Here is a 22,749-nt window from a genome sequence, read left to right as displayed (position 1 = left end):
GGGGACGATCGTGTGCTCATCGAAGAGTTGTTCCAGGGCCTCGTGGCCGTGCTCACGGTGGTATGCCATCTCTCGGCCGCGGTGGTGGCAAGGGCCCGGAGGATGCGGGCATCGCCGTCCGGCAGCGGGCAGTGTTCCAGGCCCAGGGCCGTGCAGGTGGGTGCGGCTGATCAGCAGGGGGTCGCAGTGCGACCCGGGCAGCCACGGCTCGTGGCGACGGAGACCGGCCGCTTCGGCAAGCGGTTCGCCGCCGTCACGGTGCGCACACCGGACCGCCGCTGGTGCCCGATCGAGATCGAGGCGGCGTCCCGGTGCCGTTTCGCGGAGTGGGATTTCGCCGTCGACGAGGTCCTGGACGCCTACTTCGAGGACGACGGACCGGAGACGGCGTCGGGCCCGGGCCCGAGCCCGAGACGGAGCGAAGTCGGACAACGCCGCGAAGCCGCACGTCGACGCTGCTGACTCTTACTGGCGTGCCGCATGCGATTCTCATGTAGATGTCAATTCAGAGAACTCCATGGCCCGCTAGCTGTAGGAGCGTCGGCTCTCTCCGGCATTCCTCGTACGGGACGGCCCTCGCTCTCGCGGGCTCTACACCAGTCCGGCGTCACTCACATGACCGCTGGGACCATGTTTGTACTGCGTTTACCCTATCCGAACAGGAACACTCACCCCTACTTCGCGACGTTCCCGGCGAACCAGGCGATCTTCGATCTTGCAAGGGCTCCTGGGATTCAAGTACCGTTCTCCCCGTGAAAAAAACTAACCCCGGTAGAGTTCAGGGATTACTTAAGAGGATTTCCGTCGCGGCGGCAGTTGCTGCCGGATTGACGATAGCAATCCCAGCGACTCCCGCCGCTGCAGTCAGCTCCGTTAATTGTGGATGGCCCTCGACGATCGACGAGTATGCTCGCGTGACGTCATACGGCTTGCCGACATGTTTCGCGAATTCTGGTTCGATGAACGTGAATATTCACGATGTCGCGAATTTCCATTCGGGTAACAATAAGGTCACGTTTTTCTACACTATCGAAGGGGGCACTTATCAGAACGCCCTCACTCTGGAGAAGTGGCAGGACCACTCCCTGACGTTCGGTCTCACTGCCCGCGTGACTTCGGTGGTTATCTGGTGACCGGGCAGCACTGACGAACTCCTCTGCCCGCGACGGCCAGAATTCCCTTCCTGGCCGTCCCGGGTCGGCAGTGCCATTTCGAGGATCGAGCATCCGCCCATCGGCGTCCGGGCGGGTGACGACCTTACCGAAGCCGCCGTGACAGCTGGCCGGCCGGAGGCAATGGAGGGCCGGCTCGACATGGCAACGGTCGTCCTTGCTTCCAGCAACTCCGGCCATCTCGCGATGTTCGTCCCACGTTCCCGGGCGCTGCTGGCACCGGGCAGCGACGCACGGTCTCATCGTGAGGAGGCGATCAGACGCGGGGAACGGACGACCGCGTTCCTCGAAAACGCACCGCCGACACCCAGGTCGTACGCATCCTCACCGAACTCGGCGTCACCTCCCGCACACACATTGCCGCCGCCATGGGTGCTCAGGAGTCCCCGCGGAGTGAACAGTGAGGCCAGTCCCACTTGCCGTATCGCCGCCCGGAGACACCCTCCTGCTCCATACCAACGGCCCTATCTCGCCCCCGTCACATCCTCAGCGGGGGCCGGCACAGACTTCTGCCCGCGGCCGTACACCAGAGCGGCGCGCCTCTGCCTCCGGCCAGGCGAGGCCGTGTTGGCCCTGCCCTGCCTGGCCCGATCCGATCGGATCTACGTGCGGCAAGGTGCAGGAGGTCATAAAGGTGATGTCAGGAGAGGAAGTCGGTCAGGGTCGTGAGGAACCAGTCAGGGTCTTCTTCAGCGACGAAGTGTCCGGTGGGTGCGACGGCGCCTTGCACATCGTCCGCGTGAGGGGCGAGGAACTCGGCGAGGCTGGTGCCGGAGTGCGTGGTGCCGACGGCCAGGACAGGCATGGACAGCTTGCGCCGCGCGAGCAGGGTGCGGTTGTCGTGACCGTCATCAAGGAGTGTGCGGTAGTGGGCGAAGCCTGCGCGCAGTCTCTCCCTGCCGGTGTAGGCCTGGGCGTAGGCGGCCAGGTCGGCTTCGCTGAAGGTGCCCGGATTGGACATGGCGGTGAACGTGGCGGTGACGAACTCCAGTTCGTGGCCGTCGAGGAGCATCTCTGGTATGTCGGGAGTCATGAAGAAGCCGAAGTGCCACATGCCGCCCTCCGCGACGTTCATCGCTTCTTCCAGGCCGAGGCCGGGCAACAGAGCGTCGACCAGGACCAGATGGGAGATGTCCTCGGGGTGGGAGGCTGCCCAGGCCAGGGCGATCATCGAGCCGATGTCATGGCCAGTCACCGCGACGGGGCCTGTCAGGTTCAGGGCGTGGAGGACGCCTCGGATGTCGTCGGCCTGGTTGGTCTTGGCGTAGCCGTCTGCGGGGCGGTCGCTGTCTCCGGTGCCGCGCAGATCGGGGACGACGACTGTGTGGGTGCGGGCCAGGGCCGGCATGACCCGTGCCCAGGCGCGGGAGGTTTGGGGCCAGCCGTGGAGGAGGACCAGGACAGGCCCGCTGCCTGCGACCGCTACCGAGAGGTGTGGGTCGTTGGTGGCGGTGCGCTTGATGGTGAAGCCGTCGGGTAGCCAGTCGGTTGTGTTCACTACACATTTCCTTTCATCGCTGGGATGTTCTGCGGATGAGTCAGGGACTGGGGGTTGCGAGGGCTCGCAGCTGCTGGTCGCCGATCATGGTGAGCATGTCGGCGTGTTGAGGCTGCCACCCCAGTTCCCGGTGGGCGGCGACGGCACGGATGCGGCTCGAGGCGGCCATGATGAGGGCGCCGAACGGCCCCCACACCTGTTCGGCTTCCTCGAGCGTGACGCTGCGCGCCTTGACGCCGAGGTCTTGGGCGACTCTCTCCGCGATCCACCGGTTGGGCGTCTCGCCAGCCACCGCATGGTGGAGCCCGCCCGACCTGCCCCTGGCCAGTGCGAGGCCGAACAGCCGGGTCATATCGTCGATGTGGACGTGGCTGTAGGTGGCCAGCCCGTTGCCGATATAGGCAGCAGCCCCGACCACGGCGACGGACTGGTAGATCATCGACATGTGGCCGTGGTCGCCAGGTCCCCAGATCAGGCCGGGGCGGACGACCATGGCGCGCGTGCCGTGGGCTACGGCGGCCAGGACGGTGTCCTCGGCGGCCTTGCGGGAGCCTGCCAGTGGCTCGGGAAGGAACGGGTCGTCCTCGGCGAAGGTATCCGGACTCCAGGCGCCGGCGGTGCGCTGCATCAGCACCCCACTGCCGGACAGGAAGATGAGTGTCTTGCCTGTTCCCGTCAGCGCCCGGGTCAGGTCGGCGACGGTCGCGGTCTCGTGCTCCGGGTCGGCCTGGGCCGCGTAGATGACGGCATCGGCACGCAGAGCCGCCTCGACTGCGCCGGCACGTCGGGTGTCCAGATCGGCGGCCACCGGGCTGATGCCCCGGGCCCGGAGGGTGAGGGCAGCACTTTCGGTTCGGGCCAGACCGGTGACGGTGTGGCCCTCGGCGATCAAGTGGCGGGCGAGGTGGCCGCCGACGAAGCCGGTGGCACCGATGATGAATACGTTCATGACGCCGCTCCTCACACGGGAAGAACGCTGCGCTCGCCGCCGTCGGCGAACAGTACGGCGCCGTTGACGTACGAACTGGCCGGACCGGCGAGGAACGAGACGATCTCGGCGATCTCGGCGGGGTCTCCGGCACGGCCGCGGGCGTTGGTGGAGTCCAGGACTGCGAGGTGCTCGCCGAAGATCGCCTGCGTGCCTTCGGTGTGGACGGGGCCCGGGGAGACGGTGTTGACCCGTACGCCGGAAGGCCCGAACTCGGTGGCCCAGTAGCGGGTGAGGATTTCCACACCGGCCTTGGAGGCACCGTAGGCTGCGCCGATCGGGGCGGGCAAGCGGGCGGCGTTGGAGCCGACCAGCACGATCGAGCCCTGCCCGCGCTCAGCCATCGCCGGTGCCAGCGCGCCGACCAGGAGGAAGGGCGCGCGAGTGTTGACAGCGATGTGCCGGTCGAAGCTCGCCGCGTCCGTCGCGGCGGTGGGCGTGAATTCGTACAGGCCCGCGTTGCTCACCAGGATGTCGACCGATCCGGCCTCGGCGGCCAACCGCAGGGGGCCCTCGGCGTCGGAGAGGTCAGCGGTGATGAAGCGTGCCGTGGCCCCCTGGGTCACGAGGTCCTTCACCAGCGTCTCGCCCCGCGACTGGTCCCGACCGTGCAGCACGACCATTGCGCCCTGACGTGCCAGGTTCTGGGCAATGGCCTTGCCGATCCCCGATGTGGCTCCGGTCACCAGTGCCGTGCGGCCCTGCAGAACACTGCTGCTGCTCATGGTCATGTCCCTTGCGGTAGGGGTTGCGGGTGGTCAGAGATCGCCAACCACCCAAAACACTATGGACGCAAGATGTTCTGTTCGCAAGAACATCTGCTTTGACGCTCATCGTGTTAGAGTTCGGGGCATGAGCGCACCCATGTCCGACAATGCCGCCGGCGAGGCCGCTGGGCTGGCGCTGGAAACTGACCTGGGCTGGGCGATCCGCATGGTCTCGTCGGCGTTCAGTCGGCTCGCCACCGCGTCTGTCGCCGACCTGCCGGGCGGGGCACGCGCCTACCTCATCCTGGTTGCCCTCGCCGACGGCGAGCCGCCCTCCCAGCTGGCCCTCGCCCGAGCAGTGAGCCTGGACCGGACCGTGCTGACCTATCTCCTCGACGACCTCGAAGACCACGAGCTGGTCAGCCGTAGGCCCGACCCCCGCGATCGCCGTGCCCGACAGGTCCTGCTCACCGACACCGGCCGCATGCGCCTGAGCGAGGTCCGAGAGAAGCTCGCCGCCGCCGAAGCGGACTTGCTCATGGACCTCGACGAACACGACAACCTTCAGTTGCGCGCCTTGCTCGCCCGCGTCGCCCGTACCGCGCAGGACAACATCACCGCCAGTGACGTCGACTGCTGACGCGAGAGCCGCCGGCGCAGGTCGGCAACGGCTCGCTTGGCGGCATCCAGAGCACACGTCCACCTGACTACGGGTGCTCAGGCCGGCTCGGAAGCGTCCGAGTGCATGGTCGGTGGGCTCGCTGGGGCGGACCGCCCCAGTTCTTTTCGGGCTCCGGCCGTGTGCTGGTGGGCCCGCACGATCGTGGAATCGACCGAGACGGCCCGGTCGAGGTCCTCGTCCGCGTCGGCCTGCGCCACCAGAGCGGTGAACACCCGCTCCCAGGTGCCGTCCACGGCCCACATCCGCAGCCGGTTGTAGACCCCTCGCCAGTTGCCGTACTTCTCAGGCAGGTGGACCCGCTGCGTGCCGGTCTGGAACTCGAAGGCGATTGCGTCGATCACTTCACGACGGTCACGCCAGCGGCCACCCCGCCTTCGCGTCCGTCCGGGAGCAACGGCTCGATCTGCGTCAACTGCGCATCAGCCAACGGCACACCCGGACCGACGACCGGCTGATCCAAACGAAACTGCCGAGGTGTGTTGATCACGACCGTCAACGACGCCCGTGATCGACACACCTCGGCAGTTCAGCCCGCCGGGTGGAAGTTGATGCGTTCGGCGATGACGGGGAAGCCGGCCTTGGAGAAGTTCGCGGCCATGGGGAAGTTGCCCTGGTCCGTCGCTCCGCCGATGAACTCCGCGCCCTGCTCGACGAGGAGGTGGGTGCAGTCCGCGAGGAGGTCGTAGGCGTAGCCGTGACCGCGCTGTTCCGGGACGACTCCGATGAAGCCGATGGTCGGGCCGGAGGGATTGTGGGCCGGGATGTGAATGCCGACCAGGTCGCCTTCCGGAGTGTGCGCGATCCGCCACCACTCCCGTGGGGAGGGGCACCAGTGGAAGAAGTCGAGTTCGTCCTGGGCTGCCCGGTCGAGGCCGCCCTCCTCGACAGCCCTGAGCGCGTGGGCGTCCAGGGTCACGGAATGGATGCGGCGCAACGCGTCGAAGAACACGGTGTCGTCGGGTTCGGCGCTGAAGCGCAGGCGTCCGGGCCGCTCGGGCAGACCTCGCCGCGGGGTCCAGCGGTACAGGAAGCGCTCCACCAGGAGTGCGTACCCCGCGGCTCGTGCGGCGGCGAAGCGCGCCTCGGCGGCGGCGCGCAGGCCGGTCTTCTCCCGCCAGCCACCGGGCAGGTTGATCTCGAGTTCGACCTGCCAGGGAGCGGAGCGCAGGAGTTCGGCCCCGGCCTCCTCCTCGCCCTCGGCCACGTCGAACCAGTTGATGTTGACGGGCTCCGAGTCGTCGGGGCCGCCCCACCACGCGCCACGTGCGACGACCTCGCCGTCGCGAAGGGCGACGCGCTTCCAGTCGGGGCGGAACCGGGTACGCCGATGGCCTTCACGGGCGCCCAGGGGGTCGGGGAGTGCGTCGAAGAGATGAGCGTCGCTCGCGGAGAGCGCGCGGATGACCGGATCGGTCATGGGATTCCTCCGGGATACAGGCTGCTTGGAGCGCTCCCGGTCAGAACTCACGAACCACGCAAGGACAGCGGAAGGAGGGAGCGCTGGAAAGGTGTGAACCGCACGGCACTCGCCTCCTTCCGTTCTCTCAGGGCGTGGAGCCACACCCTAAGTGATGCGCTGAGGGCCCGTCCACGGATTTGCTCACGCCCTGATCCGTGATCGATGTGCCCGGGCGGTCCCGCGGGGGTTGTGTGTCCGAGCGCCGTGCCGTGCCACGCATAGGACGGCGGGGCCACGACGAAGACGCTCGGCCGCAGCGGTGCCGCGGAGAGCGGTGGGTCGCGTCCGGGTGCCCGGGCGGAGCGGCCCTCGGCGTCCGTCGAGGAGTATCGGTGATGCGGGATCGGGCTACGGGAGGGCGGCGGCTCCGGCCAGGGTGCCGGATCGATGTCGGACCCCGGCAGTCGGCAGGGCCGACCGGGCGGTCCGGGCATGGGCTTCGAGCCGCGCCGCCGGTCTCCGCGTCCTCAGCTCAGTGGCTCGTGGTTGGCCCATATCGCCTTGTACGGGTGGCGGGCCTGCCAGCGTGCGACGAACTCGCCGACACCGGGCATCGCGAAGCTGGCGTTCAGGGCGTCGAGGTCGGCCACGCCCAGTCGCACGATCGCGTCGGCGACGGCCACCGGGGCGTGGTCGTCGCCCGGGACGCGCAGGTGCGGCCGAACCGCGCACGAGTCGACCAGGCCGGAGCCCGTCACCAGCTCCTCGAACTCCTTCAGATACTGCTCCAGCTCGCTCGGGGGAATCGGACGGTCGAACGCGACGATCATCGTGTGGTGAATCATGAGGCCAGTGAACAGGCGTTTTTCCCGTCCGTCCAAGATCCGTCCGTTCCCGATCCATGCCTAGGGGGAATGGATCGACCGGTAGGCTGGTCCGCATGGCCGAGCTGGAGACCCGCGAGCTGGAGTACTTCGTCGCCGTCGCCGAGGAACTGCACTTCGGCCGTGCCGCGACGCGACTCGCCATCGCCCAGCCCGCCCTGTCCAAGGCGGTACGGCGGTTGGAGTCCCGGCTCGGTACGACGCTGCTGCACCGCTCCAGCAGACAGGTCGCCCTCACCCCCGCGGGCGAGGCGCTCCTGACCCACGGCCGGCACGCGCTCAACGCCGTCGGCGCCGCCGCCGAGAAGGCCCGCCGGGCCGGCGACCGGCAGGGCCGGCTGCGCCTGGTCATCAAGGCCGGCGGCGACGCCAACCTCCTGTCCGGCATCCTGGCCGCCTACGCCCGCAGACCCGACGCCCGCCAGGTGGACGTGCTCTTCGGCGGCGCCACGGATCGCGCGGACCATGTGCGCGACGGCCGCGCGGACGCCGCCCTGCTGTACGTGCCCTTCGACGACACGACCGGGCTGCACCACGAGACGCTGGCGGTCGAGGGACGTGTCGCCATCCTGCCGCCGGGCCACCGGCTCGCCTCCCGCCCCGAGATCACGCTCGCCGACCTCGCCCAGGAGGCACTGCCCCGCTGGAAGGGTGTGCGCTGGACAGGGGCGCCCGAGGGCCGGCCGGGTCCCGAGGTCGAGGACGGGGCGGTCCTCCTGGACATGATCAGGCTGGGGCGCACGGTGGCGGTCCTGCCCCGCTCGCTGGCGCTGCCGGCCCGACCCGGCCTCGTCTACCGGCCGGTGGCCGACGCGGCCCGCAGCGCACTGGTCGTCGCCTGGGCGCAGGACGACCGCCGCCCCCTGGTCGCCTCCTTCGTCGCCGCCGCGGTGGAGGCGGCGGAGGAGGCGGAGGAGGCGGACGGGGTGGTGTCCGGGGCTGCGGGTCGTGGCCCGGCAGCGCCGCCGGAGACCGCCGGTCGACCCTGATGAGGCGGTCGAGCCCGCTGCCGACGGTGGCGACCGATGGCAGACGCCCGGCCGGTTCCCCGCTTGCGGGGTCCGCCCTCTGCCGGTGCGCCGCGCCTGCGGCCCGAGGAGTCCGCGGCGGCGGGGGAGTCAGGCCGGTGGCTCCGTCCCCGGCACCGTCGGCAGATACGCGCTGAGTTCACCGGGTGCCTCCTTCCGTGCCCGTGCGCGGGACCAGAACAGCAGGGCGACGCCGAGGGCGCCGGGGTCGGGGAACCCGACGGCCCGTTGTCCGACGTAGGAGGCGCGGCCGCGGCGGGCGCGCAGGGCGGCGGTGGCGTGGGCGCCCTCAAGGGCGGCGAGGGCCACCTCGCGGGGACCGGACCCCGCTTCGAGGGCGTCCCGGGCGGGAACGAGGGCGTCGACCATGGTGCGGTCCCCGGGCTCGGCCTCGCCGACCCGCTGGATCGCCGCCAGCCCTTCTCCGGTCCCGGCACGCCAGGCGTCCCGTTCGTCGGAGTGGGCCTCGTGCGCGCGGGCCAGTTCCTGGAAGAGCAGCCCGATGAGCGGGCCGCTCGTGCCGCCGACCTCGTCGAGGAAGACGGAGGCGGCGACGGCGTAGGGCGGCCGGTCCGGGTGGGCGTCCAGGGCGGCGGTGACGCGGTCGAGGCCCTCGCGGAGGTTGTCGCCGAAGTCGCCGTCTCCGGAGAGCTGGTCGAGGGCGGTGAGGGTGGCGTGGGCGGTGCGCGCGGCGTCGGCGTAGGTGCGCAGCACCAGGCTCTGGTCGGTGGTCATCGGGCGGACTCCGGTGCGGGAAAGGCGGGGGTGCGGGCGGGGGCGTGCCAGTGGGCGGCCCAGTCCTCGCGCAGCGCGGTGAGGGTGAGGGAGAAGCCGCTCATGTCGAGGGCGGGGACGAACGTGCCGACGAGCCGGCCGGCCACTTCCAGGCCCCGCTTCCCGAGCGTCTCGGACACCCGGGCGTGGATCGCGTACAGCTCCAGCAGGGTGGTCGCGCCCAGGCCGTTGACGAGCAGGAGGACGGAGCCGGTCGTCGCGGGCAGGGCGTCGGCGACCTGCGCGGTCATGCGGTCGACGAGCCGCTCGAAGCCGGGGTGCTCCACGGTGGTGGCGGCGCGTTCGCCGTGGATGCCGACGCCGTACTCCAGGGTGCCGTCCGGCAGCGCGAACGCCTCCCCGCCGCGCGACGGCGCGGTCTGGGCGCGGGCGGCGACCGCGACGCTGCGCGAGGCGGCGGAGAACTCGGCGCCGAGCGCGGCCAGTTCGTCGAGCCCCGCGCCGGTGTCGGCGGCGCCGCCGAGAAGCTTCTCCACCAGTACGGTGGCTCCGGTGCCACGTCGTCCGGTCGCGGTCTCCTCGCTCTCGGTGGCGAGGTCGTCGTCGACGAGGACGCGCCGGACGGGGATGCCGTCGGCCCGCAGGCGTTCGGCGGCGATGCCGAAGTTGATGCGGTCGCCGGTGTAGTTCTTCACGACGTGCAGGACGCCCTCGGGTCCGGTGACGGCCTTGGACGCCTCGTAGACCTGCCGGTTGTGCGGGGAGGCGAAGATCCGGCCGGGGACGGCGGCGTCCAGCATCCCGGCGCCGACGAAGCCGGTGTGCAGCGGCTCGTGGCCGGAGCCGCCGCCGGAGACGAGGCCGACGCGCCGGGCGGGGTGGCGTTCGCGGGCGGTGACGTAGAGAGGGTCCTCATGCAGGTCCAGCAGCCCGGGGTGGGCGGCGGCCAGGCCGTGCAGGGCCTGCTCGACGGGGGTTTCGGCCGGCAGGAACAGGCGGTTCACGAGACCTGGGTCCTTTCAGGGTGGGGTGCGGCGTCCGTCGCGGGCGCGGTGTGCTCGGGGGCCTCGCCGGCGCGCAGGCGGGTGGCGGCCAGTCCGGACAGGACGGCGACACCGACGCAGTAGGCGATCAGCCAGGACCAGTGGCCGCCGGCCGCGGAGAGCAGGGCGGTGCCGATGAGCGGGGAGAGTCCGCCGCCGAGGGTGGCGCCGATCTGCTGGGTGACGGACAGTCCGGTGTAGCGGACGTTGACCGGGTAGAGGTTGGAGAACAGGGCGCCCTGCGCGCCGTACATCGCGGCGTGTCCGACGCCGAGCCCGAGGGTCATGCCGACGGTGTAGCCCCAGAACTGGCCGGTCTCCATCAGCAGGAAGAACGGCAGCGCGAGGACGGCCTGGAAGGCGGCGCCGAAGATGTACACCTTGCGCCGGCCGATGCGGTCGGAGAGGGCACCGAACCAGGGCAGGGTGACGCACTCGACGGCACAGGCGATCAGGACGGCGAGGAGAACGGGTCCCTTGGCCAGGTCGAGTTCGGTGGTGACGTAGGTGATGGCCACCACGTAGTAGATGTTGAACAGACCGCTCTCGGCGATCTTGGCCAGGACGGAGAGGACGACCGTGGCCGGCTGCCGGGTGAGGACCTGCTTGACGGGCAGGCTCTGCACCTCGCGGTCCTCGCGCATCCTGACGAACTCGGGGCTCTCGGTGACGTGCAGGCGCATCCAGAGGCCGACGCCGACCAGCAGGATGCTGGCGAGGAACGGCATGCGCCAGGCCCAGGAGTCGTAGGAGCCCGGGGGCAGGGTGGCGTCGAGGATGCTGACCAGGCCGACGGGGATGAGTACACCGGCCGGAGTACCGATGTGCACCAGTGAGGTGAAGAAGCCCTGGCGGGAGCGGGGACTGTACTCCAGGGCCATCAGGACGCCGCCGCCGTACTCGCCGCCCATGCCCAGGCCCTGTATCAGCCGGATGAGGACGAGCAGGACGGGGGCCGCGACGCCGATGCTGTCGTAGGAGGGCAGCAGGCCGATCGCGAACGTGCCGAGACCCATCATCAGCATGGTGATGATCAGGACGTTCTTGCGGCCGAGGCGGTCGCCGAAGTGTCCGAAGAAGATGCCGCCCAGTGGTCGGGCGGCGTAGCCGACGAAGTACGTGGCGAAGGCGGCGAGGGTGCCCACCAGGGGAGAGGCGTCGGGGAAGAACACCTTGTCGAAGACGAGCGCCGCGGTGGTGGCGTACAGGGTGAAGTCGTAGTACTCGACGGTGGTTCCCAGGGCGCTGGCGGTGACGACCTTGCGCAGGGAGGACTCCCGGGAAGCGGGGGTGGCGGCCGGTTGGGGCATGCTCGCTCCATTGCGGTGGCGGCTCGGATGACGCGGTGGGCACTCCCCCAGAGTGGAGGAGGGGGACCGTGTCCGGAAATCGACGGTTCTTATGTCTGGAACCGCGTGCTAGCATCTGATGCATCAGACATTACATCCGCACTGAGGTCGCGGCAATACCCGGGAGACACACGTGAAGGACATCCAGCTCGGCGGCATGATCTCCACCGTCGTCACGCCGTTCGACGAGAACGACCAGGTCGACCTGGTTCTGCTGCGCGGCGAGGTCAAGTACCTCCTCGAACAGGGCGTGACCGCCATCTGCGCCTGCGGCAGCACCGGCGAGGGGCAGACCCTCTCCCTGGAGGAAAGCGCGGCGATCTGTGCCACCGTGGTCGACGAGGTCGGCGGTCGAGTTCCGGTCATCGGGGGAGTCATCCAGAACTCCACCGCCCAGGCCAAGCGGTACTCGCTCGCGCTCAAGGACGCCGGCGTCGACGCGCTCCAGGTCACCCCGGTCCACTACGTCTTCGCGCCCTCACCGGAGGAGACCGTCGCCCACTACCGCGAGATCGGCGAGGCCACCGACCTGCCGATCGTGCTCTACAACGTGGTGCCCTGGGCGCTGGTCCCGGTCGACACCATCGAGCTGCTGCGCGACGTCCCGCAGGTCGTCGCCGTCAAGCAGTCCGGCGGCGACATCCACCTCCTCGCAGACCTGCTGCACCGCATGCGCGACCGGTTCACCGTCCTCGCCGCCCTCGACGACCTGCACTACCCGGCCTTCGTCATGGGCGCCCACGGTGCGCTCGCCGCCATCCCCACCGTCACACCGCGCCTCAGCGTCGAACTCTGGGACGCCGTCCAGGCCGGCGACCACGCCAAGGCCCTCGCACTGCACGAGCGCATCCTCACCGTCTGGCGGGCCATCGACGCCCCCAACCTGCCCGCAACCCTCAAGGCCGCCCTGGAGCTCCAGGGCCGCTCGCCCGGCCTCCCGCGCCGTCCGTTCAAGCCCGCCACGGACGCAGAACGGGGACGCATCCGCGCCGCTCTCGAAGCCGCTAACCTGATCTGATCCATCAGATGCTGTCGACCGGCGCCGGTACCGCGTCGGCCGGTGCCGGCGGGTCCCTCGGAAGCCGGACAAGAAGGGCGATCATGGCCACTCCCTCCGTTCGTAGCCGCGGCGGCGCCGCCCCGCTCGTCGTGGAGTCGATCTCCGAACAGCTCTACTCGATCCTGTGCGACCGGATCACCACCGGCGTCTACGCGCCCGGCTCCCGGATCGACCCGCAGGCCATCGCCACCGAGTTCGGCGTGTCGCGCACCCCGGTCCGCGACACGCTGGTGCGCCTGGAGCACGACCGCCTCGTGGAGACCCGGCCCCGCTCGGGCACCTTCGTCACTCGGCCCTCCCGTCAGGACGTCCACGAGGTGTGCCAGCTGCGCAAGGGCCTGGAGTGGCTCGCCACCGGCGTCGCCGCCGAGGCGATGCCCCTGGAGCAGATCGCCGACCTGCGCGAGGAGGCCGTCGCCGCGCTGCGCGCCGCCGAACAGGGCGACTACGAGCCGTTCTTCGCGAGCGACACCCGCATCCACCACGAGATCATCGCCCACACCGACAACAGCCGGCTGATCGCCGCCCGCGAGTCCGTCGAACCGTTCGTCTACTGGCTGCGGGTCCTCGGCGCCACCGGCCCGCACCGCCTCGCCGGCTCCACCCGGCGCCACCTGGAGATCCTGGACGCCATGGCCGCGCGCGACATCGCCGCCGCCCAGGAGGCCGCCGCACTCCATCTGACCGAGGTCGAGGAGTGGACGCTGGCCGACATGGCCTCCCACGACATCGTCACCTGACCCCTTACGAGGTCCTCCACATGCACTCCGCACCACCCGCCACCCTCACCTCCGCCCCCGCCGCGCCACCACTCGACACCGTCCTCGCCAGGGCGACGGCCGCGGCAGAACGAATCCGCACCTCCTCGCCGGCCGACCGCGCCCGGCTGCTGACCGTGCTCGCCGACGCGCTCGACGCCGCCGCGGGCCGACTGATCCCCGTCGCCCACCGCGAGACGCATCTGCCCGAGGCCCGGCTCACCGGCGAGCTCGCCCGCACCACCTTCCAGTGCCGGCTGTTCGCCGACCGCCTCGCCACCGGCGCCCTGGACGACGTCCGCATCGACCACGCCGACCCCGACTGGCCGATGGGCGCCCGCCCCGACATCCGCCGCACCACCGTGCCGCTCGGCCCCGTCCTGGTCTTCGCCGCGGGCAACTTCCCCTTCGCGTTCGGCGTGCTGGGCGGTGACACGGTCAGCGCGCTCGCCGCGGGCTGCTCCGTCGTCGTCAAGGCCCACCCCGGGCATCCCGCGCTCTCCCGGCTCACCGCGTCCGTCGCGGCGGCGGCCCTGGCCGACGTGGGAGCCGCCCCCGACCTGCTTCAGTTGATCGAGGGGGAGCGGGACGGTGCCGACGCCGTACGCGACCACCGGATCAAGGCCGTCGGCTTCACGGGGTCCACGCGCGGCGGGCACCAGCTCTTCCAGCTGGCCGCCGGCCGTCCCGACCCCATTCCGTTCTACGGCGAACTCGGCTCCACCAACCCGGTCGTCGTCACCCCCGCAGGGTGGGCCGAACGGGGCGCGGACATCGCCGACGGATTCGCCGCGTCCTTCACCCTCGGCTCGGGGCAGTTCTGCACCCAGCCCGGCGTGGTGTTCGTCCCCGACGTCGACGCCTTCCTCGCGGCCATGCCGCCACTCGTCGCCGGTCCGATGCTCGACGCCCGCACCGCCACCGGCTACGCGACCGCGCTCGACGACCTCGCCGCCCAGGACGGAGTACGCGTCGCCGCGCGCACCCCGGGCGGCGACGGGCTCCCCGACGTCGTGGTGCTGCGGACCACCACCGAGGCCGTGCGCACCACCCCCTCGCTGATCTCCACGGAGGTCTTCGGCCCGGCCTCGCTTCTCGTCGAGTACGACACCCTGGACGAGGTCGAGGAGGTTCTCGGCGACTTCGGGGGCACCCTGACCGGCACCGTCCAGGGGGGCCACGCCCTCGACGAGGACGGACTGCGCATGCTCGACGCCCTCACCCGGCACGCCGGACGCGTCATCTGGAACGAGTGGCCCACCGGGGTCACCGTCAGCGACGCCCAGCAGCACGGCGGCCCCTGGCCCGCCTCGACGGCGCCCACCACCACCTCCGTCGGCACGGCGGCCGTGCACCGCTTCCGCCGCCCGGTCGCCTTCCAGAACGTCCCCGAGCGCGGCCTGCCGCCCGCCGTCCGGGACCGCCGGTAGTGCTTCGTCGGGTCCGGGCCGTCCGCCGACGCTTCGAGGGCCTGCCGGAGGGGCAGGCCGGTGAGTGGGCTCTCGCGTCCTGTATCGCCCTGCCACCGGCTCACCGGCACGCCTCCGCACCGGCCGACCCACCGGACAACGCCGCCTGTTCGAAGCCCGCCGGCCACCCGGGCGGAATCAGACCCGGGCAGTCCGCGCGGGCTCGTCGGCCGCGCGCAGTGCTGTGTGTGCCGCCTCGATGACCTCCGCGAGCGTGGCCGGCGGGGAGAGGAACGGTGAGTGGGAGGAGTCGATCTCCACGACTCTCGTCGGCCGCGCGGAGACGGCGTCGATCTCCCGGACCATGAGGCGCTGCAGTGCGGGCCGTACCGCGTTGTCCCTCGCTGCGCCGGTTCGACGCCTCTGTGCTGCCCGACGTGCTGGACCGCCCCGATCTCACGCCCCGCACACCCTTCCTCGCCGCCGTCGACGTCTTTCCCACCACCCCTCCTGCCTCTGCGTCGCCGCCGCCGTTGAACTCCACGACCCCCAGCCCTCCCGTGTCTCGGTGCGCACGCGACTGCAAGAAAGCCGGCGGCGGCCCGGCCCCGCTGCGCCCGAGGACGAGGACTCCGCGGAGATCGCCCTGCGGGCTGGGCTCGCGACCCAGTGCGCCACGGTGCGGCCGTTCCTGTCGCTGCTGGGCGAGTCGAAGGCGCTTGATGCGGTGAGCGCGGGCAAGTGGGCCCTGGGCGAGGTCCGTTGCCTGCCGGTGCTGGCGCGGCGGAAGGCGGGAGCCAAGCCGTTGCTGCCGGGAGGTGGACGACGAGTTCGTGCCGCCGGCGTGGCGCAGGGCGGTGTGCGCCAACCCCGGCCTGCCGCAGAGCGCACTGGGCCGGGACGCATACGTGGTGTGCGTGCTGGAGCAACTGCACCGGGCCTTGAACAACCGCGATGTCTTTGCCTCACCTTCGCACCGCCGGTCCAGCCTGCGTGCCCGCCGCTGGACCGGCCCGACTGGGGCGCGGCCGAGGAGGAGGTCCTGACGGCACTGAGCCGGGACCGCCCGCCGAGAGGAACACCTGGTGGAGCCGGCGCGGGGCCCGGACGCCGCGTGGAAGCAGCTCACCGAGCGCCTTGCAGAAGCGAGGCCGCCCGCGAAGATTCCATCGAGGTGCAGGACGACGGGCGGGTGAAGCTGAACGTCGCTGGGCTCGGCGCGCTCGGCGAGTCGACGTCCCTGACCTGGCTGCGCAAGCGGGTCGAGAAGGCGCTCCCGAAGATCGACCTGCCGGACCTGCCGGACCTGCCGGACCTGCCGGACCTGCCACGGCTTCGACGCCTCCGCCCCGGCGGCCCGTGCCCTGCGCCCCCTGCGCGACCCGGAGGGCCCGGAACCGGATGAGGAGGACGCAGCGCAGTCCCGGAGGAAGCGGGCCTTAGTTGGTTCCGGCTGTGAGTTCGCTGAACAGCTTGTTCGCCGACTCCGAGGCGAATTGGCGCTGGAGCTCAGCGCGGGCGATCTGCCTCTTGAACTCGCCCTCGAAACCCGTGAATCCGGCGTTGTGCATGGTGTCGGTGATCCACGTGGCGAACGCCTGGTAGTTCCAGATGTGCGGCAGGCAGGTCTGCGAGTAACTCTCGAGGAGGCTCGAGTCGCCCTCGGCGGCATGGCGGATCACCGCGCGGGCGAAGACCTCGGTGTCATGCAGAGCGAGGTGGATGCCCTTGGCGCTCATTGGAGGAACGATGTGCGCGGCGTCGCCCAGGAGGTACAGGTTGCCGTAGCTCATCGGGTCGAACACCACACTGCGCAGCGGAACGATCTGCTTGGAAAGGATCTCGCCGTGTGAGGGCCGCGTGCCGAACCGGGCCTCCAGCTCGCTCCAGATGCGTTCGTCCGGCCACTGCTCGGGGGTGTCGTCGACCGCGCACTGGAGGTAGATGCGGCTGCCTGCGGGGCCGCGGGGGATCATCCCGGCCAGGCCCCGTTCATGGATCGCCATGCCCGAGGGCCTGGTCTCGGTGGCGGCCAGGACGCTGAGCCAGGAGTAGCCGTACTCGTAGGAGTACTCGGTCAGCGCGGAGGCGGGGATGGAGCGGCGGGAGACGCCGTGGAAGCCGTCGCAGCCGGCGACGAAGTCGCAGTCGATGACTCGCGCCGCACCGTCGGCATCTCGGTAGCGCACCACCGGGCGGCCCTGGGCGATGTTCTCCAGGGCGACGTCCGCAGCTTCGTAGCGCAGGTCACCGCCTTCGCGGAGAAAGACCTCGGTGAGGTTGCGCACCAGGACCTGCTGCGGGCAGTACAGGCTCTCGTTGTCGCCCTCGTCCACGTCGATCGGCATCGCTTGGCCGTCGATGTAGAAACCGCCCTCGCTGTGCGGAATCGGGTCGCCCTCCAGAACTTCCTCCAAGCCCCAGTCGCGGAACAGGCGAACCCCGAAGGTGTCGATCGTTCCGGCGCGCTGGCGCTTCTCGACATAGGCTCGCGGGTGCTTCTCCAGCACGAAGCAGTCGACGCCGTTGCGCAGCAGGAAGCTGCCGAGGGTCAGACCGGCGACGCCGGCCCCGATGATGACGACGGACGTGTCGTCGCGTGTCTCAGTCATGCGTTCAGGCCCTTCATGATCCGTACGGTGGTCGATACGCGCCGAGCGCGTACGTCGCGGCGCCGGCCATGAGGTCGGAGGCCGGTGCCCGCTCGCTGTCCACTGTGAAAGACCGGGCGGGTTGCGAACCACTGGTAGGTCGACACTCGATACCGGAAACCCGCCAAGTCGATTCGGGTGACGCTCATTGCACACTCGACAGCTTCGAAGCGGACAGGTCGGCTCAGTGGCTAGCGTCCGCGAATGCGGAGCCCGGCCTGGTAACGGCCGGGTGTCTGGCCGACGACCTCGGTGAAGGCGTCGATGAAGGTGGACGGGTTGGACCAGCCGCATGCGACCGCGGTTTCCGTCACCGTCATGCCGTCGGTCAGGTGTGCCAGAGCGTGGTGGATGCGCAGGATGGTCCGCCAGCGGTGGAAGCTCATGTTCAGCTCGGTGCGGAACAGGCGGCTGAGCGTGCGCTCGCTGGCTCCCACCGCCCGGCCCAGCTCGGCCAGGGTGGAAGGCCGGGCGGGGTTCGCGCGCAGCAGGTCGGTGGCGGCACACAGCCGGTCGTCACTGGCTTCGGGAAGGTGCAGGGAGGCCTCGGCGGCGTCAGCCAGCTCGTCGATGATGACGGCGAGCAGGCGCCGGTGGGCGCCGGCCCTTCGTTCTGGTTCGTCGGTGAGCGTCAAGAGGGCCTCGCGCAGCAGTGGGCTCACCGCGAAGACACCGGGGTGATCGATGAGCTCGGCGCACAGATCAGGCGGTACGGACACCAGCCGCACGTCGGTCTGGCCGTAGAAGCGGTGCGAGTGGGCGAAGCGCGGGGGCGTCCAGGTAATCCGATCCGCCGGAGCAACCCAGGTGCCGCGCTCCGTCGCCGTGGCGAGGGCGCCGGCGGCGGCGTACACCAGCTGGCCCTGAACGTGGCTGTGAGGGGCGAGCTGGAAGCCGTGCGGCAGCCAGGCGCCCCCTTGCAGGATCCCACCGCCTGTATCGGCGGGCGTTGATGATGGTTGACGGGTTCTCGGCATCAGACGTCAGTTTACCGGTGGCGTCGCACGAAGCGTCTCGCCGACAGTGGTCGCATGACCACGATGAAGCTCAAGTCCCTTCCCCGGGGCAGGCAGTGGTGGCCGCCCGGTCCAGCGCCCGTGTGCAAGCGACGGATGCTGTCGTTGACCGTGCGGGGAAGCGAACAGCCCAGTCCACATTTCATGACCGTCACGCTGGACGACGAGGACGTCCGACACCTTCAGCGGTCAGGGCTTCGACCAGTCGGGACGTCCGTTCTTCGCCGACTCCGACGAGGACGCAGAGGTGTTCCTGCCCGGCAGTGAGCGATGGATTCTCCAGTCCACGCTCCAGGGCGGCAAGCAGCGTCCGCGGGTGCGGACCTATTCGATCCGGCGCCTTCGGCCCGAGGTGTCGGAGTTCGACATCGAGATCTGATCTCGGCTGATCGTGGACAGCTTCCTGGAGTGGTTGGGGGGAAGTGGAGCGGCTCCGGGGCGAGTGCTGTCTGCGAGGCTTGATGCTCGACGGCCGGCGCAAGTCCGTCCAGCCGATGGCCGAGCGTCTGCCGGACGGGAACATGCAGGCCCTGCGGCAGTTCGTGAACCGGTCGCCGTGGGATCCGTTACCGGTCAGGCGGCGGATCGCCGAGTGGTTGTGCGAGGCCATCCGCCCTGAGGTGTGGGTGATCGACGACGTGTCGTTCGCCAAGTGCGGCAAGGCGTCGGTCGGGGTGGCCCGCCAGTACCGCGCAGCGGTCGGCAAGCGGGCGAACTGCCAGGTCGAGGTCAGTGTCCATGCCGCCACCGACACCGCCTCGTGCGGCGCGACAGGTTCTCGACGATTCAGCCTGACGTGGCGGGTTGAGGTTTGTGGAAGGTGCCGTCGCGGAGCACGGCGAACAGGCCACCGATGCGTTGGCGGGCGAGTCGGAGGAGGGCCTGGGCGCGGGTGTTGCCGGGGGCTCGTTGCTTGTCGTAGTAGGCGCGGGAGGCGGGATCGGCATTCAGGCAGGCGAAGGTGGAGAGGAACATGGCGCGTCTGAGCAGGCGGTTGCCGCCTCGGGGTGCGTGTTCGCCGTGGATCGAGGTCCCCGACGACTTCGTGGTCGGGGCGAGTCCGGCGTAGGAGGCCAGGCGGGCGGCGCTCGGGAAGCTGGTGCCGTCGCCGACGGTGACCAGCAGGAGGGTGGCGGTCCTGACGTCGACGTCAGGACCGGGGAAGGACGGGGGCCTCCAGTAGGGCGTTGATCTGGGCTTCCAGGGCCCGGCGCTGTTCGTGGACAGCGGCGAGCGAGCGGGCCAGTGCGGGCACGACGATGTCCAGGGTGCCGGTCCCCGGGACCACCGTGGTCTGCTCGTCCAACGCCTCGAAGGCATCGTCCAGCAGCCGCTGGACCACGTGGTGTTCCCTGGACCCGCTGGGCGCCTTGCGATGGCTTCGGGACCAGCCTAGTGCTGTGACCACATAGGTGCGCCGGGGCGTCGGGGCATGCACATTCTCCACTCCTGCTCCCATGCGACATCATCGCGTAGGACCAGAATGTCACTCCGGGGCAGGGCCGGCGGCTGGTGGGGCGGGTTCGGCGAGGATTGCGGTGACGGCCTGGTCGAGGGTGGCGGCTGGGTGACCGAGGACGCGCTGGAGATCGTCGGTCTGTCGCTCCAGTGCGCCGGCACGTACCTGGTCCTCAAGCCAGCCCTGGGCACCGGGCGCGCGGCCGTGCCGGTCTCGGTGGACGACGGGTCTGCCGGAGATACGGCTGAGTGCGTGGGCGAGCTGGCCGTAGGTCCACAGGTTGCCGGTGAAGTCGTAGGCGCGGCCGAGGTGGCAATCCTCGGTGAGGACGTGGGCGGCGGCCTCTGCGAGTTCACCGCGGAAAGCGGTATTGATGCCACGCCCGCCGGTGCCGCTGGCCAGTTCACCTGAGGTGACGGCGGCGCGCAGGCCCGCGTTGAGGAATGCCTCGCTGTAGTAGGGGTGGCGCAACAGCGTGTGGGGCAGCCCGCTTGCGAACAGGGTGCGCTCGGTGGCGTGATGAGCTGCGGTGACACCGTGGGCCTGAGTGTCGGCACCCAGGAAACTGGTGTAGACGATCGCACCGACTCCGGCGGTGCGGGCCGCGTCGATGGCTGCCTGGTGCTGGCCGACGCGGCGGGAGGGTTCCAGCTCCGGAGAGGAGATCAGCAGCAGCCGGTCGGCTCCCTCGAAAGCGGTGCGCAGCGTTGCCGGGTCATCGTAGTCACCGAGGCGGACACGGACCCCGCGAGCGGCGAGATCCGCGACCCCTTTCGGATTGCGCACCGCGGCGACGATGCGATCAGCGGGGCACCGGGCCAGCAACTGGTCGATGACCAGTCGGCCGAAAGCTCCCGAAGCGGCCGACACAACAATCATCCACAACTCCCTCACCGTGGTGTAGCCGTCGCCGACGCGGCGATTCGTGGCCGCTCGGTCCGGACGTCCGGCTCACCATCGATGAACAGCGAACCGCGCGTCAAAGCCTTTTCCGAGCCCCAGGATCCTGAGCCTCGACAGCAACCAACCACCTGCTCGTGCTGTGACCGCATCAGGTTCGCCGGGTTGTGTTCAGGCCGCTGGGGTGAGGGGGCATCCGCCCCAGCGGATGCCCTTCTCACTGCGGATGCGGAGACGCTCTCGGCGTTGTGCGGCGAGGACGTCGGGGTGAAGCACAGTTCGACCTTGTTCTTCTTCGCCCAGCGGCGGATGTCCGCACCGGTGTGGGCTGAGAGTCACGGCATCTTCTGCTTCCCAGAACAGATCGGCCGCGTCGAAGTAGAAGACGTCGTGGTCCTTGATGCCGCTGGTCGGTGGTCTGTCCGTGGCCACGTTCCACGCGGCCTGGAACAGGCATCCCGCGGACACATTCCACCCAGGCAGACCCAACGTCGCAGTCCGCGCCAGCACCTCCGTCAACACATCGTCACGCGACAGCACCGCACGCGGAGACTCGAGTTGCTCGTCGAGAGGAAGTCCACTGATCACCATCCCTGCCTGCCAGAACTCGCCCAGGACCACGGCAGATCCACTTCGCGAAGCCCGGACCGGCCGAGGGCGTGATCATCCGGTTCGCCCTTCCGGCGGGTCCCCCTTTTCGGCCCGTGGCGGCAGCGTGTTGGTGGGCGCAGACGAGGATGGAGTCGATCTGGCGCAGCCAGTCGATGTCTCCAGCTGCATCCGCCCGGGCCCGCACCTGCTGCAGGGCTCGGGTGAAGATGCCGTAGAGGGCGTAGCGGCGGAAGCGGGTGTAGACCGTCTTCCATGGCCCGTAGCGTTCCGGCAGGTCACGCCAGGAGATCCCGGTCCGGATCTTGTAGACCATGCCGTTGATCACCCGACGGTCTTCCACCCGCGGACGCCCTGTCGAGGCTCTCGGTATGAGCGGAGCGAGTAACTCCCACTCCTGGTCGGTGAGTTCATGACGGTGTACCCCCCCACCATGATCCACCATCTAGCGATCTTTGAAGACGGACCCTAGTGGGTGGACTGAGGCTGGTGGATGTGCTGGAGCCCCAGCGGTGCGGGCGGGGGCAGGGGCTCGGTGGGGGCGGTCCGGAAGGACTGGAGCAGGTAGGCGGTCAGGCGGCGGGACGCGGCCAGCGAGACCTGCTGGGATTCTCCGACGACGCCGCTGTTGGCCAGGACCAGGAGTGTGAGGTCGGCGGGGTGGAAGTCGGCCCGAAGTCGTCCCGTGTCTTTGGCCCGCTGCACCAGTTGGGCGAGGCCTCTCTCCGCGCGGGTGCGGTCGCGCTCGTAGTCGACGGCGTCGGGGAACTGGGAGAGGAAGGCGGCCGTGAAGCCCCGGTCGGTGGCCTGCATGACGCACACCTTCTCGATCACACTGCAGAACCCACGCCAGGGATCAGGGTCGGCCAGCGCGTCGTCGAGGGCGGCGACGCAGTCGGCCATCTGCGCGGCGAAGGCTTCGGTGACGAGCGAGGCCCGGGTGGGGAAGTGCCGGTAGAGGGTGGCCGCGCCGACTCCTGCGCGGCGGGCGATCGCGGTGATGGGTACGTCGATCCCCTGCATCGCGAATGCCTCGCGGGCGGCTTCGAGGATCCGGTCGCGGTTGCGCCTGGCATCGGCGCGCAGCCCGGTGGCCGGCGCGGGCGGCGGAGGTCCTTCGGTGGGAACCGGTAGTGGTCGGCCTGGTTTTCGAGAGCTCCGAGCAGGCATGTCTCCCACTTTAACGGAAGTGGAAGGTGTCGCCCGGTTACGCCGATACGGTGGATGAGCAAGCAGGAGGATCCCCTTCCGCTCGCGCCCCGGCGGTCACTGCCGGCGCGGCCGTCGCCGCGGCGCAGGACGCGACCGCCACCGCTCGAATCCCGGACTCGCGCGAGCGCCCCGAGGGCGCCGCCGTGACCGGGCCCCACCCCCTCGCTCGGCGACCGGCACTGTGCCGGCG

General features: G+C 70.1%; 23 protein-coding genes and 5 pseudogenes. 10 read left to right on the top strand and 18 right to left on the bottom strand.

The window, feature by feature from the left end:
- Positions 1 to 12: 12 nt before the first annotated feature.
- Both OHB09_RS33255 and OHB09_RS00270 read left to right on the top strand, forming a co-directional pair.
- On the top strand, positions 13 to 462 hold the full coding sequence (locus tag OHB09_RS33255) for a hypothetical protein (protein WP_191854434.1): 450 nt from the start codon (positions 13 to 15) through the stop codon (positions 460 to 462).
- A 290-nt stretch (positions 463 to 752) separates the two neighbouring features.
- The gene (locus tag OHB09_RS00270) at positions 753 to 1,133 is read left to right on the top strand and encodes a beta/gamma crystallin domain-containing protein (protein ID WP_191854338.1); all 381 of its coding nucleotides are present in this window, start codon (positions 753 to 755) and stop codon (positions 1,131 to 1,133) included.
- A gap of 679 nt (positions 1,134 to 1,812) precedes the next feature.
- Here OHB09_RS00270 and OHB09_RS00265 read toward each other — a convergent pair.
- Genes OHB09_RS00265 through OHB09_RS00255 form a run of 3 tightly spaced genes read right to left on the bottom strand, consistent with a single transcriptional unit; the run spans position 1,813 to position 4,383 of the window.
- A complete protein-coding gene (locus tag OHB09_RS00265) occupies positions 1,813 to 2,670 on the bottom strand; it encodes an alpha/beta fold hydrolase (protein WP_328921399.1) in 858 nt (285 codons plus the stop codon).
- 40 nt (positions 2,671 to 2,710) lie between these two features.
- Entirely contained in the window at positions 2,711 to 3,619 is a 909-nt protein-coding gene (locus OHB09_RS00260) for an NAD-dependent epimerase/dehydratase family protein (RefSeq protein WP_328921398.1), read from the bottom strand.
- 11 nt (positions 3,620 to 3,630) lie between these two features.
- Positions 3,631 to 4,383, bottom strand: coding sequence for an SDR family NAD(P)-dependent oxidoreductase (locus tag OHB09_RS00255; RefSeq protein ID WP_093599132.1), 753 nt, complete (start codon positions 4,381 to 4,383; stop codon positions 3,631 to 3,633).
- A gap of 127 nt (positions 4,384 to 4,510) precedes the next feature.
- Between OHB09_RS00255 and OHB09_RS00250 the strand changes: the two genes are divergently transcribed.
- A complete protein-coding gene (locus tag OHB09_RS00250) occupies positions 4,511 to 5,005 on the top strand; it encodes a MarR family winged helix-turn-helix transcriptional regulator (RefSeq protein ID WP_328921397.1) in 495 nt (164 codons plus the stop codon).
- Between the two features lie 77 nt (positions 5,006 to 5,082).
- Here OHB09_RS00250 and OHB09_RS00245 read toward each other — a convergent pair whose 3' ends face one another.
- From OHB09_RS00245 to OHB09_RS00230, 4 genes are all read right to left on the bottom strand, one after another.
- Positions 5,083 to 5,388 carry a transposase gene (locus tag OHB09_RS00245; protein ID WP_328921396.1) on the bottom strand — a complete coding sequence of 102 codons (306 nt, stop codon included), beginning with the start codon at positions 5,386 to 5,388 and terminating at the stop codon, positions 5,083 to 5,085.
- Positions 5,385 to 5,534, bottom strand: coding sequence for a hypothetical protein (locus tag OHB09_RS00240; protein ID WP_328921395.1), 150 nt, complete (start codon positions 5,532 to 5,534; stop codon positions 5,385 to 5,387). The genes OHB09_RS00245 and OHB09_RS00240 overlap by 4 nt, the downstream gene beginning before the upstream one ends.
- A 39-nt stretch (positions 5,535 to 5,573) precedes the next feature.
- A complete protein-coding gene (locus OHB09_RS00235) occupies positions 5,574 to 6,464 on the bottom strand; it encodes a GNAT family N-acetyltransferase (RefSeq protein WP_328921394.1) in 891 nt (296 codons plus the stop codon).
- A gap of 509 nt (positions 6,465 to 6,973) precedes the next feature.
- Entirely contained in the window at positions 6,974 to 7,291 is a 318-nt protein-coding gene (locus OHB09_RS00230; protein ID WP_093598996.1) for a hypothetical protein, read from the bottom strand.
- A 95-nt stretch (positions 7,292 to 7,386) separates the two neighbouring features.
- Here OHB09_RS00230 and OHB09_RS00225 point away from each other — a divergent pair, with 95 nt between their 5' ends.
- On the top strand, positions 7,387 to 8,319 hold the full coding sequence (locus OHB09_RS00225; RefSeq protein ID WP_328730311.1) for a LysR family transcriptional regulator: 933 nt from the start codon (positions 7,387 to 7,389) through the stop codon (positions 8,317 to 8,319).
- Positions 8,320 to 8,448: 129 nt separating this feature from the next.
- Here the strand turns inward: OHB09_RS00225 and OHB09_RS00220 are convergent, their stop codons facing one another.
- Genes OHB09_RS00220 through OHB09_RS00210 form a run of 3 tightly spaced genes read right to left on the bottom strand, consistent with a single transcriptional unit; the run spans position 8,449 to position 11,446 of the window.
- Positions 8,449 to 9,093 (bottom strand): DAK2 domain-containing protein, encoded by a 645-nt coding sequence (locus tag OHB09_RS00220; protein ID WP_167795526.1) that lies wholly within the window; start codon positions 9,091 to 9,093, stop codon positions 8,449 to 8,451.
- Positions 9,090 to 10,097, bottom strand: coding sequence for a dihydroxyacetone kinase subunit DhaK (locus tag OHB09_RS00215; protein WP_328921393.1), 1,008 nt, complete (start codon positions 10,095 to 10,097; stop codon positions 9,090 to 9,092). Before OHB09_RS00215 ends, OHB09_RS00220 begins: the two co-directional genes overlap by 4 nt.
- Positions 10,094 to 11,446: an MFS transporter gene (locus OHB09_RS00210; protein WP_191854346.1), complete on the bottom strand. Its 1,353-nt coding sequence runs from the start codon at positions 11,444 to 11,446 to the stop codon at positions 10,094 to 10,096. The genes OHB09_RS00215 and OHB09_RS00210 overlap by 4 nt, the downstream gene beginning before the upstream one ends.
- A gap of 172 nt (positions 11,447 to 11,618) precedes the next feature.
- Here OHB09_RS00210 and OHB09_RS00205 point away from each other — a divergent pair, with 172 nt between their 5' ends.
- The 3 genes from OHB09_RS00205 to OHB09_RS00195 all read left to right on the top strand — a co-directional run bounded on the left by OHB09_RS00205 (position 11,619) and on the right by OHB09_RS00195 (position 14,733).
- On the top strand, positions 11,619 to 12,503 hold the full coding sequence (locus OHB09_RS00205) for a dihydrodipicolinate synthase family protein (protein ID WP_006138719.1): 885 nt from the start codon (positions 11,619 to 11,621) through the stop codon (positions 12,501 to 12,503).
- A gap of 83 nt (positions 12,504 to 12,586) precedes the next feature.
- Positions 12,587 to 13,285: a GntR family transcriptional regulator gene (locus OHB09_RS00200; RefSeq protein WP_050811105.1), complete on the top strand. Its 699-nt coding sequence runs from the start codon at positions 12,587 to 12,589 to the stop codon at positions 13,283 to 13,285.
- A gap of 20 nt (positions 13,286 to 13,305) precedes the next feature.
- Entirely contained in the window at positions 13,306 to 14,733 is a 1,428-nt protein-coding gene (locus OHB09_RS00195; RefSeq protein ID WP_328921392.1) for an aldehyde dehydrogenase (NADP(+)), read from the top strand.
- A gap of 177 nt (positions 14,734 to 14,910) precedes the next feature.
- Here the strand turns inward: OHB09_RS00195 and OHB09_RS00190 are convergent, their stop codons facing one another.
- Positions 14,911 to 15,078 (bottom strand): hypothetical protein, encoded by a 168-nt coding sequence (locus OHB09_RS00190; protein WP_319351960.1) that lies wholly within the window; start codon positions 15,076 to 15,078, stop codon positions 14,911 to 14,913.
- Between the two features lie 250 nt (positions 15,079 to 15,328).
- Between OHB09_RS00190 and OHB09_RS33250 the strand changes: the two are divergent.
- Positions 15,329 to 16,012 (top strand): annotated as a pseudogene (locus OHB09_RS33250) (Tn3 family transposase); the annotation flags it as partial.
- Positions 16,013 to 16,151: 139 nt separating this feature from the next.
- On the opposite strand, the gene OHB09_RS00180 reads toward OHB09_RS33250, so the two are convergent.
- Together OHB09_RS00180 and OHB09_RS00175 are read right to left on the bottom strand one after the other, a co-directional pair.
- Positions 16,152 to 17,324, bottom strand: a complete 1,173-nt coding sequence (locus OHB09_RS00180) for a 4-hydroxybenzoate 3-monooxygenase (RefSeq protein WP_191854350.1) — start codon at positions 17,322 to 17,324, stop codon at positions 16,152 to 16,154.
- Positions 17,325 to 17,554: 230 nt separating this feature from the next.
- Positions 17,555 to 18,340 carry a helix-turn-helix domain-containing protein gene (locus tag OHB09_RS00175; protein WP_328921390.1) on the bottom strand — a complete coding sequence of 262 codons (786 nt, stop codon included), beginning with the start codon at positions 18,338 to 18,340 and terminating at the stop codon, positions 17,555 to 17,557.
- A 226-nt stretch (positions 18,341 to 18,566) separates the two neighbouring features.
- Between OHB09_RS00175 and OHB09_RS00170 the strand changes: the two are divergent.
- Together OHB09_RS00170 and OHB09_RS00165 are read left to right on the top strand one after the other, a co-directional pair.
- Positions 18,567 to 18,758, top strand: a pseudogene (locus tag OHB09_RS00170) (siderophore-interacting protein); the annotation flags it as partial.
- An 82-nt stretch (positions 18,759 to 18,840) separates the two neighbouring features.
- Positions 18,841 to 19,191: pseudogene (locus tag OHB09_RS00165) on the top strand (transposase); the annotation flags it as partial.
- Here OHB09_RS00165 and OHB09_RS00160 read toward each other — a convergent pair.
- From OHB09_RS00160 to OHB09_RS00140, 5 genes and pseudogenes are all read right to left on the bottom strand, one after another.
- Positions 19,166 to 19,721: pseudogene (locus OHB09_RS00160) on the bottom strand (transposase); the annotation flags it as partial. The pseudogenes OHB09_RS00165 and OHB09_RS00160 overlap by 26 nt on opposite strands.
- Before the next feature lie 144 nt (positions 19,722 to 19,865).
- Positions 19,866 to 20,717, bottom strand: coding sequence for an NAD(P)H-binding protein (locus tag OHB09_RS00155; RefSeq protein WP_328921389.1), 852 nt, complete (start codon positions 20,715 to 20,717; stop codon positions 19,866 to 19,868).
- Between the two features lie 357 nt (positions 20,718 to 21,074).
- A pseudogene (locus OHB09_RS00145) lies at positions 21,075 to 21,329 on the bottom strand (nucleotidyltransferase family protein); the annotation flags it as partial.
- The gene (locus tag OHB09_RS33245) at positions 21,265 to 21,792 is read right to left on the bottom strand and encodes an IS5 family transposase (RefSeq protein ID WP_407077300.1); all 528 of its coding nucleotides are present in this window, start codon (positions 21,790 to 21,792) and stop codon (positions 21,265 to 21,267) included. The pseudogene OHB09_RS00145 and the gene OHB09_RS33245, both read right to left, overlap by 65 nt.
- Before the next feature lie 23 nt (positions 21,793 to 21,815).
- The gene (locus OHB09_RS00140; RefSeq protein WP_328921388.1) at positions 21,816 to 22,517 is read right to left on the bottom strand and encodes a TetR/AcrR family transcriptional regulator; all 702 of its coding nucleotides are present in this window, start codon (positions 22,515 to 22,517) and stop codon (positions 21,816 to 21,818) included.
- Positions 22,518 to 22,749 lie beyond the last annotated feature (232 nt).

The organism is Streptomyces griseoaurantiacus, assembly GCF_036189845.1.
GTDB lineage: Bacteria > Actinomycetota > Actinomycetes > Streptomycetales > Streptomycetaceae > Streptomyces > Streptomyces griseoaurantiacus.
This window is presented reverse-complemented; position numbering and strand designations above follow the sequence as displayed.